This window comes from Bacillus sp. 22-7 (assembly GCF_010628845.1).
Lineage (GTDB): Bacteria > Bacillota > Bacilli > Bacillales > Cytobacillaceae > Cytobacillus > Cytobacillus firmus_B.
In genome coordinates this window covers 12385-28049 of the sequence record NZ_NJQY01000035.1, presented here as the reverse complement: position 1 = coordinate 28049, position 15665 = coordinate 12385, and the positions used below count along the sequence as shown (strand labels likewise).

The 15665-nt window shown below is 43.8% G+C and carries 17 protein-coding genes and 1 riboswitch; of the genes, 4 read left to right on the top strand and 13 right to left on the bottom strand.

What is annotated here, in order from left to right; translation table 11 throughout:
• Positions 1–33: 33 nt before the first annotated feature.
• From CE058_RS21585 to CE058_RS21525, 13 genes are all read right to left on the bottom strand, one after another.
• Complete coding sequence (locus CE058_RS21585; RefSeq protein WP_048010083.1) at positions 34–1845, bottom strand: adenine deaminase; 1812 nt, start codon at positions 1843–1845, stop codon at positions 34–36.
• Between the two features lie 3 nt (positions 1846–1848).
• Positions 1849–2127, bottom strand: coding sequence for a EutN/CcmL family microcompartment protein (locus CE058_RS21580; protein WP_048010084.1), 279 nt, complete (start codon positions 2125–2127; stop codon positions 1849–1851).
• A gap of 13 nt (positions 2128–2140) precedes the next feature.
• On the bottom strand, positions 2141–2848 hold the full coding sequence (locus CE058_RS21575; protein ID WP_227887022.1) for a hypothetical protein: 708 nt from the start codon (positions 2846–2848) through the stop codon (positions 2141–2143).
• A gap of 26 nt (positions 2849–2874) precedes the next feature.
• Complete coding sequence (locus CE058_RS21570) at positions 2875–3159, bottom strand: BMC domain-containing protein (RefSeq protein ID WP_009334686.1); 285 nt, start codon at positions 3157–3159, stop codon at positions 2875–2877.
• Positions 3160–3182: 23 nt separating this feature from the next.
• Positions 3183–3596 (bottom strand): BMC domain-containing protein, encoded by a 414-nt coding sequence (locus CE058_RS21565; RefSeq protein ID WP_035332393.1) that lies wholly within the window; start codon positions 3594–3596, stop codon positions 3183–3185.
• 89 nt (positions 3597–3685) lie between these two features.
• On the bottom strand, positions 3686–4645 hold the full coding sequence (locus CE058_RS21560; RefSeq protein WP_048010086.1) for a hypothetical protein: 960 nt from the start codon (positions 4643–4645) through the stop codon (positions 3686–3688).
• Between the two features lie 32 nt (positions 4646–4677).
• Positions 4678–4941, bottom strand: a complete 264-nt coding sequence (locus CE058_RS21555) for a BMC domain-containing protein (RefSeq protein WP_048010087.1) — start codon at positions 4939–4941, stop codon at positions 4678–4680.
• 25 nt (positions 4942–4966) lie between these two features.
• Positions 4967–6304: a UbiD family decarboxylase gene (locus tag CE058_RS21550; protein ID WP_048010088.1), complete on the bottom strand. Its 1338-nt coding sequence runs from the start codon at positions 6302–6304 to the stop codon at positions 4967–4969.
• Positions 6301–6846: a UbiX family flavin prenyltransferase gene (locus CE058_RS21545; protein ID WP_048010089.1), complete on the bottom strand. Its 546-nt coding sequence runs from the start codon at positions 6844–6846 to the stop codon at positions 6301–6303. Before CE058_RS21545 ends, CE058_RS21550 begins: the two co-directional genes overlap by 4 nt.
• Before the next feature lie 34 nt (positions 6847–6880).
• On the bottom strand, positions 6881–7471 hold the full coding sequence (locus tag CE058_RS21540) for a cysteine hydrolase family protein (RefSeq protein WP_035332403.1): 591 nt from the start codon (positions 7469–7471) through the stop codon (positions 6881–6883).
• Positions 7472–7497: 26 nt separating this feature from the next.
• A complete protein-coding gene (gene allB, locus CE058_RS21535) occupies positions 7498–8958 on the bottom strand; it encodes an allantoinase AllB (RefSeq protein ID WP_048010090.1) in 1461 nt (486 codons plus the stop codon).
• Between the two features lie 70 nt (positions 8959–9028).
• The gene (locus tag CE058_RS21530) at positions 9029–10357 is read right to left on the bottom strand and encodes a nucleobase:cation symporter-2 family protein (RefSeq protein WP_163145026.1); all 1329 of its coding nucleotides are present in this window, start codon (positions 10355–10357) and stop codon (positions 9029–9031) included.
• 254 nt (positions 10358–10611) lie between these two features.
• On the bottom strand, positions 10612–10962 hold the full coding sequence (locus CE058_RS21525) for a Na-translocating system protein MpsC family protein (RefSeq protein WP_163145025.1): 351 nt from the start codon (positions 10960–10962) through the stop codon (positions 10612–10614).
• Positions 10963–11126: 164 nt separating this feature from the next.
• Positions 11127–11224, top strand: a riboswitch (purine riboswitch).
• Between the two features lie 182 nt (positions 11225–11406).
• Here CE058_RS21525 and CE058_RS21520 point away from each other — a divergent pair.
• Genes CE058_RS21520 through CE058_RS21505 form a run of 4 tightly spaced genes read left to right on the top strand, consistent with a single transcriptional unit; the run spans position 11407 to position 15660 of the window.
• Positions 11407–11895 (top strand): (2Fe-2S)-binding protein, encoded by a 489-nt coding sequence (locus CE058_RS21520; protein ID WP_163145024.1) that lies wholly within the window; start codon positions 11407–11409, stop codon positions 11893–11895.
• 3 nt (positions 11896–11898) lie between these two features.
• Positions 11899–12495, top strand: a complete 597-nt coding sequence (locus tag CE058_RS21515) for a nucleotidyltransferase family protein (protein ID WP_163145023.1) — start codon at positions 11899–11901, stop codon at positions 12493–12495.
• 4 nt (positions 12496–12499) lie between these two features.
• Positions 12500–13375 (top strand): FAD binding domain-containing protein, encoded by an 876-nt coding sequence (locus CE058_RS21510; protein ID WP_163145022.1) that lies wholly within the window; start codon positions 12500–12502, stop codon positions 13373–13375.
• Positions 13372–15660: a xanthine dehydrogenase family protein molybdopterin-binding subunit gene (locus CE058_RS21505; RefSeq protein WP_163145021.1), complete on the top strand. Its 2289-nt coding sequence runs from the start codon at positions 13372–13374 to the stop codon at positions 15658–15660. Before CE058_RS21510 ends, CE058_RS21505 begins: the two co-directional genes overlap by 4 nt.
• Positions 15661–15665 lie beyond the last annotated feature (5 nt).

Below are 15665 nucleotides of genomic sequence, written 5' to 3'. Positions count from 1 at the left end.
TATGAAAAGCGGCAGAGAACGCCGCTTTAATGATCAATTAATAATGGTCGGAATGACCTCAAACTTATCTACATCAATAAGCCCCATATCTGTAATTTTCCATTTGGGGCTTGTTACCAATGACCAGAATGATAAATGCATAAAGGGAACTTCCATACCGCAGCCCAGAACTTCTTTGGCAAGCTGCGATAATTCGTCGACCTTTTCACTCATTTCTTTTCCAGTTAATTCATCTGTCATTAAACCGCCAATCCGGAGAGGAAGATCACCTACTACTTTGCTATCCTTTATCATCGCTATTCCGCCATCCATGGCAATGACACGGTTAACCGCCATGGCCATGTCTACGTAGTTAGTTCCTGTAACAATGATATTGTGTGTATCATGGGCTACACTTTCTGCTATGGCTCCGCTTTTCAAATCAAAGCCATGAAGAAACGTCTTGCCGATTTTTCCGGTTCTGCCGTGGCGCTCAACAACCAGCAGAGGCAGAACATCCTGCTTTAGGCACGGCTGCACAATGCCTTCTTTGACATTCAGCGTATATTCGCTTCCGCCGGTTAAGTTCTGGAAAGGTATCGCTTCAATTGCCCTTACTTTTGCACGGCTGCCTGGAGCTTCAATGGCGATTTCCTTCACTGTTACAGGCTTCCGCTTCACTGACTTTTTCACACTTTCCGGATATATGTAAGGAGCAATATCTATAGTTAATTCGCCTTTTTCAGCTGCTTTTTTCCCTGCCAGGTATACCTGATCAATTGTCATATTGTTCAGATCACTGATCACAACGACATCTGCTCTTTTGCCTGGTGCAATGACCCCCACATCCTTAAAGCCAAAGTGGGTGGCAGGATTAATGGTCGCCATTTGAATGGCTTCCACTGGATCAATCCCCACTGCAATGGTTCGGCGGACGATATCATTCATATGTCCGTAATTTAATAGATCAGCAGGCACCATATCATCTGATACGAGGATTGCACGGCGGGAATCCAGCCCATCCTCTGTTATGGCACGAATACAGTCTGCCATATTCCTTTGGGAAGATCCTTCACGCATGAACACACTTACGCCATTGCGCAGCTTTTCGACTGTTTCTTCTTTCGTTGTAGTTTCATGGCAGGACACATGGTTACCTCCGCTGATAATATGGGCGGCAAGCTCTTTGCCAAACAATCCTGGGGCGTTCCCTTCAACGGTTTTTCCTATGCTGTTTGCATATGAAACTGCGGCAACAAGATCGTCTATTAATTCCGGTGCATGCTCATACACGGGACCTATATTGCTGAAGCTTTGAATCTCCCCAATTCCCTGCACATATGGGTCTGCCAGGAGCTCTTTCATATCCTTTGATGTCACATCAAAGCCGGATGTTTCAAGACCGGGAGCATCAGGCACAGCACAAGGTACCGTGAATAATACCCGGTTTGGAAGTGTCTTAGCTTCTTCAATCATTGCCTGCATTCCGTGAACACCCAGGACGTTCCCTATTTCATGCGGATCACCTATCAGCGTGGTGGTTCCTGTCGGAATGGAAAGCTTGGAGAATTCCGTACAAGTCAGCATCGCACTCTCAAAATGCATATGAGAATCAATGAACCCTGGACAAACGAATTTCCCCTGAATGTTTTCAACTATCGTTTTTGGCCCAATTAAGTCTTTTGCGTCCCCTGCCATTAATATATATTCGCCTTTCATCGCAACGTCTGCTTCATAGATCTCACGGGTGATTACATTAATAAAGTATCCCCCTTTCAGAACTACATCGGCATACTGGCTGGAATCAAGCAAAACATCAATAAGCTTGCGGTACTGCACTGCCTTTTTGATATTTTTTGCATCCATTTATTAACCCCCTGTTTCCATTCCTTCTACACTGTCAATAATTCCGATAATGGCAGCATCGATAGGTGCATCTTTATTCTGAACCGCTCTTGATGCCATGCTTCCAGTCACATAGATGACTTTCTCGCCAATGCCGGCACCAACAGTATCAACGGTTATAATGGGGTTCGGTAACATTGAGCCGTCCAATCCTATAGGCTGGGTAATTAATAGTTTTGTGCCCACCAGATTATCATCTTTTCTTGTGGCAGTTACACGGCCAACCACTATTCCCATTTGCATAAAGACCTACCCCTTAATGTAAAATAATTTCGATCTTAAGTTCCTTTGCTGTATCTTTTGCCAGGGGGGTTATGATAGCCCCTTTTGGAACAGTCAGCTGATCAAGATTGTTCAAATAGGCAAACCGGACTGTCTCATCGGTAATAACCGTTTTCTTCATTTGATGAACAGCAAAGTCTGCCCTATCATTGAAATCTATTAATCTTATGCCAAGCACCTTCAGCTCTGCCATCTGCCCATTAAGCTTTCTTTTTAATATGTCCGGCCCTTTATCCATTCCTTTCAGTTTCCAATACTGACTGAAAGGATCACCTCCAGCCTTCAACGCCGTGACCCGTTTTCCTTTTAATAAACCCATTAGTATAATCCGCACCAAAGGCCTTTGTTCGTTACAGTTCAATAGATCTGCTATCAGAGAAAATGATAGAATTGGCAAAAGAATTTCATCAAACTGATCAAGAAGCTGATCATTAATCATGGAAGCAGAGATCCAATCGTCATTTCCGGTCAGAGAAACTAACTCCTCAAGCGGAAATTGGGTCAGCAATTCTTCTTCAGCAGTCATTCTAAGTGTAATATCTTCCTCTGTTAACTTTTTCAAGTAAGAAAATCCCGGATCCATTCCTATCAAATGAGAGGTTAATAGAGCCAGGATATGAGGTTTTCTGTCTCTCCAGTTTTCATTTCGCATATAAAGCGCCTGCAGAGTGTTTTTTGCCATAACACTCTGCTTTTTGCTCCTCATGCTTATTCACCGATATTTTTTGATAATAGAGCTCTTTCAACTTCGCTGTGCGGTCTCGGAATGACATGGACCGAGATGAGTTCTCCTACTCGGCTGGCAGCTTCGGCTCCTGCATCGGTCGCTGCTTTAACCGCTCCAACATCTCCTCTGACCATAACTGTTACAAGACCAAATCCCACTTTTTCATATCCGCAGATCTCCACATTTGCTGCTTTAACCATTGCATCCGCTGCCTCTACTGCGCCAACAAGGCCTTTCGTCTCGATTAATCCCAATGCTTCACCCATTGTGTGTTTCCTCCTTAAGTTTATTAAACTGATGGTTTATCATTATCATTTTCATCAGGTTCAATTTGTTTTTTAACTTGCTTTTTTTCATGTGGCTTATCTACGGATTTAACCTCTTTTTCAGCACCTGCTTCCGGATGCATGTCTTTCAGTTTGAAATTCGGAAGCAGCTTCCCTGCCACTTCACTGTGTGCACGCGGGATTACATGAGCAGAAATTACTTTTCCTATTCTCTCTGCTGAACTCACACCGGCATCGACTGCAGACTTTACAGCCGCAACATCACCGTTAAAATGGATTGTGACGCCAAGGTAGCCATCCACTCCTATTACTTTTTCAATTCCTACAATTTCTACATCTGCTGCTTTTACGGCTGCATCTGCAGCAGAAACTGCTGTTGAATAACCAACGGTTTCAATCAAACCCAATGCTTGCAACTGAAAAATCCTCCTCATATGAAATTGTCAGACCGGCTAAATTTTCTGGAATTATTGAGCTGATCTGTGACTGTGCTGCTGGCCAAGCCTTATTTAATCCTGTCGAATTCCTTACAAAGCAGATCCGTGATCCGGGATACCTCATCAAACTGACCGTGAAGAAGCACATATTCCTTCTCTATTAAAAAATTGATGTGTTCAGCCGTATTTTTTTTCATGTGCCGGTCAAGGAGCAAAATACCCGAATAATAGTCAATTCCTTCAATGACAGCTACACCGCCAATTGACGAGTTAATCCCTAATTGTTTTGTAAGCCACGGACTGGGGGATTTTTCTTTATGTGCTGTAATCGTTTTAAATGATTTTTGGGAAAGTTTTTTGAAGAAGCTCTTTAAGGCGTTTAACAGTACTTCATAATCCTCTTCATAAAGCTCCAGCGAAAAGGATTGCCCGCTGTTTTTGTCCCATGACAGGCAATATTTTAAAGAAGGAAACTCTCTTAAAAGGTCATTCAGTAAAAATAGCTGTCCGGGCGTACATTTTTTTGCAGTCACTACCCCGATGGAGGCTGTTTTTAATTCCCGCTGGAAGGAGCCTTCCAAGGTGGGGTGAAGATCAGAGAATAGCCAGACTTTCACACCCTCCGGCGTTTGTCCGATAAGCTGGCTTTCTCTTGCATTTCGGCCGGGTTTTGTTTCAGCGGATTCAGCCCTGGCAGTAACCCGCTGTTTCCCTTGTACCAGGGACAGGGTCTGAAGCTGTGCAATTTTTTCTTTAGCGGAAGGCATGGGTGAAGAAAGTGAAACTGTCTGCCTTCTAACGTTTTGGTGTGGATTAGCAGACTGTGGCGCATCCGCATGATTAACAGCTATTCTTTTTTTCATTTTTTCTTTCTGATAATTTGGCCGGTTTATGCCCGGTATACCCGACTTCAATCCCGGCTGGCTGCGGGGCGGGGGAAAACTGGGAGCTCCATTAATAGGATTTTCTTTTTGCTTGCTGTAGGGCTTCATTACTTCTTCTACAACACTTTTAATAAAGTCAGACACACATTATGCACCTCCACTTTTGACACATACTCTTATAAAATTTTACGAAGTTCTGAATGAGGGCGGGGTATTACATTTGCCGAAACCAGTTCTCCTCCAGCCGTGGTGTGAGCAGTCTTCCCAACCTCAACAGCAGCTGTGACTGCTGCCACATCCCCTTCAATAATGACGGTGACAAGTCCGGATCCGACTCTCTTTAAATCTACTAAGCTGACATTTGCTGCTTTTGCCATTGCGTCCAGCGCTTCAATAGCTGCTGTCAAGCCCCTAGTTTCTATCAAGCCAATTGCCTTCATTTTTGACCTCCTCTACTGCAAAAGCTTAAAGATAGTCTTCAAGATTCACTTCAATGGGGATTGAAGTTCTTTTAAATAACTCTTCTTTTCCAAGCGGATAGGTGGCATCGATGCCCATCTTATCACTGACTCCTTTTAAATGATGGGAAGACTCGAGCGGTGATCCCTTCGCACCCTGTACGATAAAAATATCATCCCCCGCCTGCACTCTTGTCGCAATAGCCCACTCAACATCATCCGAATCAAAGATATCGACGTCATCATTCACAACAACCACATGCTTTAAATCCTTATCGCTTGCAAAAGCTGCAAGTGCCGCCTGTTTGCCGTCACCATCATGCTTCTTTTCAATTTGTATGACTGCATGATAGCGGGCGACACCGCCCATCGGGATATGTACAGCTTTGATATTTGGAACAACCTGCCTGACGGTGCTTAAAAGTGTAGCTTCCCTAACAAGCGCCATTGGCAGCCTTTCTTCATAACTTGATGGAAAAATAGTCTGTGAGATAGCGTTATTCCGGTAAGTAACGGCTGAAAATTCTACTATCGGCTGTGGCGTTCTGGTGCCATAATAACCGGCCAGTTCGCCAAACGGACCTTCCAGTTCTCTTTCAAATGGAAGCATCTTGCCTTCCAGAACAATTTCCGCATCAGCCAGCACTTCCAAATCGACCGTTTTGCACTGAACCACATCCAGAGACTGGCCAAGCAGTGCACCTGCTACATCCAATTTGTCGGTATGGTACAAATGCGTACTGATCTGAGAACTTAGGACAACCGCTGGAACAACACCAAACATAACAGCCACCTCCATCGGTTCGCCGATGCTTTCATAATGGGCATATTGCTCCATCAGTTCCGGTGAGGTTATAAGAATGTTCGTTCGATTACCGCCAAGGTATTGCATCCTGCGAATCGAGGTATACCTCTTTTTGCCGGATAAGTCTTTAACTACCAGAATTCCTGCCACATAATATGCACCTGAGTCTTCTGCATGATAGGTTGGGATAGGAAACAAATCTGCCAGGTCGAATTCCCCGGTTACAAGATTCTCCTGGACAGGACCAGTTTGCCTTAAAGTTGTCGGAATAGGATTCACAATTGATTCAATGATTTTAGGAATAAGTTCAGATGGGGTGATTCCCATGCTGTCAGCCAAAAGCTCTCTGTCTCCTCCCAAACCGGCAGCCATGGAAGATTGATAGCCTTTGATTTTCTGAAATAAGAAAGGCTGTCTGCCATTTTTCGTGTTTATCACTGCTCCCAGTTCATAGAGAGGGTCCACCTCTTTTTTCACCCGATAAAGAAGTCCCATGCTATCCCATCTGTCCAGCAAAGCCCTCATTGTTACAGGGTTCATGCCTTTTCCCCCCATCTCTCCAAGAGCTCATGGTCAATATCCAGCATGTCCAATATCCTCGCCACCATAAAGTTGGCCAGCTCCCAGATTTCCGTCGGCTTATGATAAAAGCCTGGAGATGCTGGCATTATGCAAGCCCCGCTCTCAGCAAGGAGAGTCATATTGCGCAGGTGAATCAAATTAAAAGGGGCTTCTCTCGGAACAATAATAAACTTTCTATTCTCCTTTAAAACCACACTGGCAGCCCTGCTTAGAAGCGTATCGCCGACTCCATTTGCAATAGCACCCAATGTATTCATCGAACATGGCACAATCACCATTCCGTCTGTTTTAAAGGATCCGCTGGCAACCGCAGCGAAAAGATTCCGGTTGCTGTGGATAGCGGCATATTCCTTCAGCTCGTCCATCTTGATCCCGCATTCAAATTGCATTACTTTTTCTCCCATCTCCGTAGCAATTAAATGCGTTTCGATCTCTAATTGATGAAGAGCTCGGATCAGTGTATATGCATACAATGATCCGCTTGCTCCGGTTATGCCCACTAAAATTCGTTTTTTCCTTGGAACTTGAGAAGAGTTATACAACGGATTCGTCTTGGGAGAATTTCTTTTTAGCCAGTTCTTTGTATTCTTCTGTTGATAATATATCTCCGAAAATGTCAATGTCCCTTAGACCTGATACGTGCATATCATCATCCTGCGAAGCGGTGGCATCTGATACGCAAATCACATTATAGCCATGATACAAGGCATCAGAGGCGGTACTGCGTACACATACATTGGTCCAGACTCCAGTAAGGACGACCGTATCAATTTCTTCTTCTCTCAGGAAGAGATCAAAATCAGTATAACTGAATGCACTATGCCGCCTCTTTTGGACCACATAATCTCCTTTGCTCTCATCGGGCTGAAGCTCTGGAATGAACTCCGAACCCCAGGTTCCTTTTACTGCATGGACAGGTCTTACACGGAAATCACGGTCATTCTTTCTGTGAGCTTCCTGAACATGCACAACCTGAATATTGTGATTATGTGCGAATTCAATAAGTTCTTGAATTTTAGGAACAATTTTTTCGCCATTTTCACACCTTAATGCTGCTTTTTCACCGATAAAGTCGTTTAACATATCAATAATGACTACACAGTGCTTTTTTCCCCTAAGTTCCAATCCCTTCAGCCTCCCTCGATATATATTTATTGCTGTGCTACAGGATCTTTTGTTTTCACATTTACCGCCTCGTATTTTTCATACTTCAATGTTCTTTCAAGTCTCTGGATGCTTTGACGAGGAACATATTCTCCATATCCCGCTTCTCCAACTATCCCCTTATCTTCTTCGAAGACCACGCTTCCGCGGATAATGGTTTGTACTGGCTTCCCTTTTAGTTTCATGCCATGCAGCGGGTTGTATTTAGCCATTGATTCTGTTTTCTGTTCATCAATTACATACTCTTTTTCAAGGTCGATAACCGTGAAATCAGCATCGCTGCCAATTTCCATTGAGCCTTTCTTAGGGTAAATTCCATAATGAATGGCGGCATTACGGCTCGTTACTTCTACAAATCTCGATAAGGATATGCGTCCTTTATTTAAGCCTTCACTGACAAGGATCGGCACCATCGTTTCTACACCCGGAATGCCAGGGAAGGTGTTCCAAATCGTTGCACCTGGATAATCCTTTTCGGTGGCAATTTCATATGGGGCATGGTCGGTTCCGACGAAGTCGATTGTTCCATCAGCCAGTGCCTGCCAGTGGGATTCGTTATCCTCTTTTCCTCGCAGCGGAGGAGCAATTTTGGCATAGGAGCCCCGCTCTGACATGGAATCCTGAGCATTTAAAACAAGGTAGTGAGGGCAGGTTTCAGCTGTAACCTTGACACCACGCTTCTTTGCAGCTTTTACCAGCTCGACGCCTTCCTTTGTGCTCATATGTACGACATGTACACGTGCGTCTGTAGCTTCCGCGAAGCTGAGAATCAGTTCAATGGCCACTTTCTCAGCGAGGCTTGAACGAGCTTCAGCCCATGCCGGTCCGTCAAGGCGGCCTTCTTTTTCAAGTTTTTTCGAATTGAATGTGCAGATATCATAGTTTTCAGCATGAACACCAATAGGAAGACCGGTTTTTGCAACGTTTTTAAAAATCTCCAGCATTTCTGCGTCAGATACTTTAGGGAAGGTAGGCACAGAAGGAGTCATGTAAACTTTAAATGCAACAACTCCCTGGTCTATCTGAGGGTAAATATTATCAATCCAGCCTTCACGTGCATCTTCACCAGTCATGCCGCCCCAGAAGCAGTAATCAATATAAGCCTGATCTCTGATTGGACCGATTTTTTTATTGAAGCTATCCCCATCCCGAACAGATGGCTTGCTGCAGCATGGCATATCGATAATGGTTGTCAAGCCTCCAGCAGCTGCAGAACGGCTGCCGGTTGCAAATGTTTCTCTGTGAGTAAACCCGGGATCCATAAAGTGGGTATGTGGATCAATACAGCCTGGAACAACTAATTTTCCTTGAATATCAATAACCTTGGCTGCATTCAGAAAAGAAATGTCATTCGTGTAGCCAACAATCTTTCCCTCGTTTACTAGAATATTCGTTAAAACCTGACGATCTCCCTGCGGAATATTTGCATTTTTCAGAATTAAATCCATTTACACTGCTCCTATCTATTAATTTGATTTCTGCCTCAAAATAAGAGGCAGATGGTTACAGCAGCTGCTATTAAATCATTTCAGCTGAGTGATCTCCTTTCAGCTGTTCGATTCTTTCACTTTCACTTATATTTAAATCTTTATAATTAAATACCAAATTTAATAAAATTGCTGTGATGCTTCCCAGTACGATTCCATTTTCAACCAGCAGGCGTGCACTTGTCGGCAGACTCTCAAAAATCTGCGGTACAACTGCCGAACCAAGTCCAATTCCTATTGAACAGGCAACAATCAGCAAGTTTTCATTTTTGCTGAAATCCACTGCAGAAAGCATTCTGATTCCTGATGAGATAACCATCCCAAACATCGGAATCATGGCTCCTCCAAGGACAGCCATAGGAATAATCGTAGTCAGAGCAGCCACTTTAGGCAAAAGACCTAAAGTCATCAATATGACACCAGCTGCGATAACAACATTCCGTGTTTTTACTTTAGTCAAAGCTACCAGCCCCACATTCTGGGAAAAGGAGGTATAAGGAAACGCGTTAAAAATGCCCCCTATAACAACAGCCAGTCCTTCTGCACGCAGCCCTTTCTTAATGTCTTTAGAGTCCAGTTTTCTTTCACAGACATCTCCGAGAGCAAGAAATACTCCAGTAGATTCAATCATGCTCACAATTGCTACTAAAGTCATCGTAAGGATGGCTGAGGCATTGAATGTCGGGAATCCGAAATAAAACGGCTGAACGACATGAAACCAGGAAGCCTGGCTGACTTCGGCAAAACTGACAAGCCCCATAAAGTAAGCTGCTATTGTCCCTGCCACCAATGACAGCAGGACAGAGATCGCTTTCATATAGCCTTTAAAAAACCTGTTCATTAAAATAATCAGGACCAGTGTAAATGCAGCCAGGAATAGATTTTTCGAGCTTCCAAAATCAGGTGATCCCAGCCCGCCTGCAGCATTATTCATGGCAACAGGAATCAGTGATACCCCGATAATAGCGACGACTGAACCGGTAACGACCGGCGGGAAAAACCTCATAATTTTACTCATAAATTGTGATAGAATCATGACGATAATACCTGAAGCAATAATAGCCCCGTAAATGGCAGTAATGCCCTGCAAATTCCCGATGGCAATCATCGGGCCGACTGCTGTAAAAGTACATCCCAGAATGACAGGCAGCCTAATGCCAAAATGCTTCCCCCCTATAACTTGAAGCAATGTAGCAATCCCGCAGGTAAACAAATCAATCGATATTAAGTAAGCAAGCTGCTGGGCATTAAGCCCAATTGCCGGTCCCACAATCAGCGGTACAATGACAGCACCTGCATACATGGCTAGCACATGCTGAAATCCCAAAGTCCCTACCTTCCAAGGATTTAGCTTCTCCAAAGATTTTCCCCCCAGGTTTAATTCTTTGTTATGCCATAGCCTACTCCAGCTTTTAAAAAACGGCATCACCTCCCAAAAGAAAAATTTGTATAAAAAAAACCGCAGCAATAGATAACATCAAAGTAAACCATAGATGTTCTATTACTGCGGTTTCATTCAGCTTCCGTTAAACAAAAGACAAAGGAACCGCTCCTATATTCAGGTTTAAGAAAAACTGCGGCATGCACAGCTCTCCCTAACATAATGTAAAACTGCTATTCTTCAAAATAAATAATGGTGCATGCTTCTTCAGTAACAGGATCATAATCTTTTAAAATCGTCTTGACTTTCAAATGAAGAGCATCTTCAATCATCCCTTTAAAAAGCGATTTGAATTCAACAATCAATGCTGAATCAACCGAAATGGTCAGGTGATGGAAGTTCTGGCTCAGCATATGCAGTGCCTGAACACGCTTATGCTGGGCAAAGATGATGACTCTATCATCAAAAGTTTCAATACGCTGTTTTTTTACGCCTGTTCCATAGATCTCCTGGTTCACACGATTATAGAGATAAGCGAGATCTTTTTTTATGGTCTGAGATAATTTTGAGGTAGAAACAGTCATGTAATCCTCCTGTTAATCAATATATTAAACAAGGCTATTTTATAAGTCAATATCTTTTTTCAGAAAATTCGTACTTGACAAAATATTGACTTAACTATTACACTACAAATCAACTCCCCCTCTATTTCTATAATTGTTCCAATAAAACCTCCCTACAGCACTATGAAAAATTAAATAGAATTTTTCGTATAACCTCAATAATCGGTTTGAGGGTTTCTACCGGGAACCGGAATTCCTATCTACGAAAGGTATATTTCCTGTGGACTTCAAACAGGGAACCTTTTGTGCAGGAATTTTTTTGTGCTTATTAGTCTATTTAGAAGAAGAAGCATAATATCATAATTTAAATACCTCTGCTTGCTCGCCAGACTAATATCCCTACAAACTGCTCACACTATTTTTTCATTGCCATTATAGTTTCATAATCTATGAGGAGGCGAAGATTTGAAAAGTATTCAATTTATTGTTAATGGAAAGGAATGTACGGTCCTTTGCCCGCCTGCGAAAACGCTCCTTGATGTTTTGAGGGAGGATCTGGGTCTGACTGCCAGCAAGGAATGCTGCGGAAAGGGAGAATGCGGATCATGCTCTGTTTTAATCGATAATGAGGTTGTATGTTCCTGTCTTGTCCTCGCTGGCCAGGCTGAAAACCAGGTGATCACCACTTGTGAAGGAGTCGGATTATCACCAAATCTGGATGTGATTCAGGAATCATTTATAGCTGAAGGAGCAACACAATGCGGCTATTGTACTCCGGGAATCATCGTATCAGCAAAAGCTTTCTTGGATGGAATTGACCATGTTCCATCCGTCGAGGATATTAAAACTGCATTAGGAGGCAACCTATGCCGCTGTACAGGCTATACCAAAATCATTAAGGCCGTTCAGACAGCTGCCAGCCAAAAGATATCTGAGCCGGAAACAATGAGGTAGTCCATGACACATACAGCCATTTTGCTTGCAGCGGGCCATTCCAGCAGAATGGGTACTCTAAAAGGACTGCTGCCATGGAATGGAACGACATTATTCGAGCATCAGCTCAATACTCTCAAAAAATCGGTGTTCACAGATATTGTAGTTGTATTGGGATATGAAGCTGAAAAATTCCTTTCAATCGCAAAAAAGTATTCTGCTAAATTGATAATAAATGAACATTTTCAAGATGGTAAATGCTCGTCCATCATTGCAGGGGTGAAAGCTGCAGACACGTTATCAGAAACGATTCTGATTACATCCGTGGACCAGCCGCTTCATTCTGTCATCATTAATAAGCTCGCCGGGAATCTTAGAAGAAGTCGCTGCCTGATTGCAGTCCCCAGCCACCAGGGCAAAAGAGGTCACCCAATCCTCTTTTCCTCTGGATTGAGGAACGAGCTTTTATCGTTAAAGGAAGAGAAAATGGGCTTGAGACATGTAATTCAGCAGCATGAAAAATTCCTCCTTGAGGTGCCAGTGGAAGATGAGCAGATTCATCTCAACCTGAATCATCAGGAAGATTATATAAATGCGCTTAATAAATATACCAGGAGGTAAGCCGATGCTTGTTTCAGAGATTGACATGATTACCCCTTCCTCTCTATCCGAATGTCTGATGCAGCTATCCGAGGAAGGCAGGATTCATAGATTGATAGCAGGCGGTACAGATGCTGCAGTCCGGATGAAGGAAGGCAAATGGCGGCCGGAGATTTGGATCAATATAAAAAACTTAAATGAGCTGCGGTATATCAATGAAAGTGAAGATTGTATTCAAATAGGCCCATTGACCACACATACGGATATTATTCATTCTCCGCTTCTGCAAAGAAAAGCGGATGTTCTCGTGGATGCAGCGAGGGAAGTCGGCGCCACTCAGATGCAGAATATGGGAACCATCGGCGGCAATATTGGCACTGCCTCTCCTGCAGGCGATACCCTTCCGGCTTTGTATGTTCTTGGAGCAAGGCTTGAACTCACTTCTATGTCGAATAAACGAATCCTTCCAATCGAAGAGTTTATCCTTGGTCCCGGCAGGACAGTTTTAAAAGAAAATGAAATGATCACAAAAATCCTCATAAAACCGCAAAAACCAAATGAAATAGGCATTTTCCAGAAGCTCGGACCCCGCAAAGCACAATCTATTTCCATTGTGAATGTTGCTATTTCACTCACAATGGACCAGGATCTGAAATGCAGGGAAGGAAAAATCGCTTTCGGATCTGTGGCACCAACTATTATCCGGGCACGCAAGTGTGAATCTATGCTTCCCCTGGGAACGCTTAACGATGAATTAATCCGGAATATCGCCAAAATTGCCTGGAAAGAGGTCATGCCTATCACAGATGGAAGAGCAACCGCTACATATAGAAGGGATATGGCGAGCGCTTTATTAGAAAGAGGATTGTACCGTTTAATCAGGAGGTGGAATAACCAGTGAACACCAAATGGGTTGGAAAAAGGGTGAAAAGAATTGATGGCCCGGAAAAAGTAACCGGAGAATTAAAATATATGACCGATTACCATTTTGACAATATGGTTTGGGGCAAAGTGCTGCGGTCTGAGTATCCGCACGCAAAAATTAATTCCATTGATATTGAAGCAGCCAAAAATCTGCCTGGTGTTATATGCGTACTAACCCATAAAGATATTCCCGGCTTTAATGGATTTGGGATTGTGGTTCCCGACCAGCCTGTTCTGTGTTCTGATGTCGTCCGGTGCACAGGGGACGCTGTAGCCCTGGTAGCTGCAGAAACACTGGAAATCGCCGAACAGGCTTTGAGTTTAATTAAAGTGGATTATGAGCCCATCGAGGTTGTCGCAGATGCTGAATATGCCCTGACAGATTCTGCTCCGAAGCTTCATCCGGATGGCAATCTGCACAGCCATGTCAAAATTAATAACGGAAACATTGAGAAGGCCTTCGAGGAAGCTGACATCATTGTAGAGAATACCTTCTACTCTCCCCGGCAAATGCATGCTTTTATCGAAACAGAAGGCGGCTGGGGGGTAATGGATGACGAAGGGTTCCTAACGATTCGCTGCCCTGGCCAATACGCATACCGCGATCGAATGCAAATTGCGAGGTCCCTGGCTTATAATCCTGAAAGAATAAGAGTCATTTCAAGCCCAATTGGCGGTGCTTTCGGCGGGAAGGATGAGATCACGGTTCAAATATACCTTGCCCTCCTTGCACTGCATACAAAGGGACGGCCTGTAAAAATCCATTTGAGCCGGGAAGAGTCTGTCATTGCGGGTATAAAAAGGCATCCTTTTAAAGTTCAGATGAAGACCGCTGCTAAAAAAGACGGGACACTTCTTGCCAATCAGGTTAAAGCCATTGGAGATACTGGTGCTTATGCATCACTTGGAGGGGCAGTCATTGCATTGGCGATCGAACATTCATGCGGCCCTTATAAAATTCCCAATGTGGATCTCGAAGGCTTCTGTGTGTATACCAATAATGGCATTGCCGGTGCTTTCAGAGGGTTTGGCGTCAATCAGGTATGCATGGGAATTGAAACACATATGGACATGATTGCAGAAAAGCTGGGAATGGACCCTATCGAATTGCGCAAAAAAAATGTCTATCACCAGGGGGAGGTTTCAAGTGTCGGCCATATTGTGAAATCCAGTGTTGGCACCTATAAAACCCTGGAAACAGCAGAGAATTGTGAGCTGTGGAAGAACCGGGAAAAGTATAAATCCGAAGTAAGTGAGCCATGGAAAAAACGGGGAGTTTCCGTTGCAACATCCTTTCATGGCATCGGAATGGGCATTGGCCTTCCTGACTATGGTGCCGCCTCTATTGAACTTCTGCCGGATGGAACATTCCTTGTAGGTGTGGGATGCGAGGAGATCGGAGGAGGCAATAGCACCGCCTATGCCCAGATAGCCGCTGAAATGCTGAACTGTGATATCAGCAATATTAAAATCGTTCAAGGTGATACACAAAAAACACTTGATGGCGGTACTGTAACTGCATCCCGCTCTACCTATACCGGTGGAAGAGCTGTTGCGGCAGCAGCACCCAGGATGACTGAGCTTCTTATTCAAACTGCTGCTGAAATGCTGAATTTAGATTCTTCTCAAATTGATTTAAAACCGAACCATATTTCAGCCCATGGAGAGATCATACCTTATAAGTCTATCTATAAATACCTTTATGATCATCATCAGGCAACTAGAGTAGAAGGTCACTTCTACCTGCCGAAAGAAAAAGAAGAAATCAAAGGTTCCGGCGGTGCTCCCCACCATTTATACGGATATTTGACACATGTAGTGATGGTGGAAGTTGATACTTTAACAGGTGAAACAGAAGTTCTGCGGGTTGTATCCATCCCGGATGCGGGCAAAGTCATTAATCCGCAGGGGCTGGAGGGCCAGACTGAAGGCGGAGCCGTAATGGGCATCGGCTATACCCTTTATGAAGATGTACTGATCGAAAATGGTTATCATAAAACGCGGAATTTCACTGATTATATCATCCCTACTATTCGAGAGACTCCTTTGATTGAGACCTTTCCGGTAGAAGAGCCTGAACAATCAGGGCCCTTTGGGGCGAAGGGAATCGGAGAAGTGGTGATGATTCCGATTATTGCTGCCATCATGTCAGCCATATATGATGCAACAGGAGCCAGAATCCGCCATCTGCCCGCTACTCCAGAAAGAGTGTTTAATGCATTAAAAGATCTCAAAAAACAAAAAGTCCAATCCTCAAGGTGATCCTA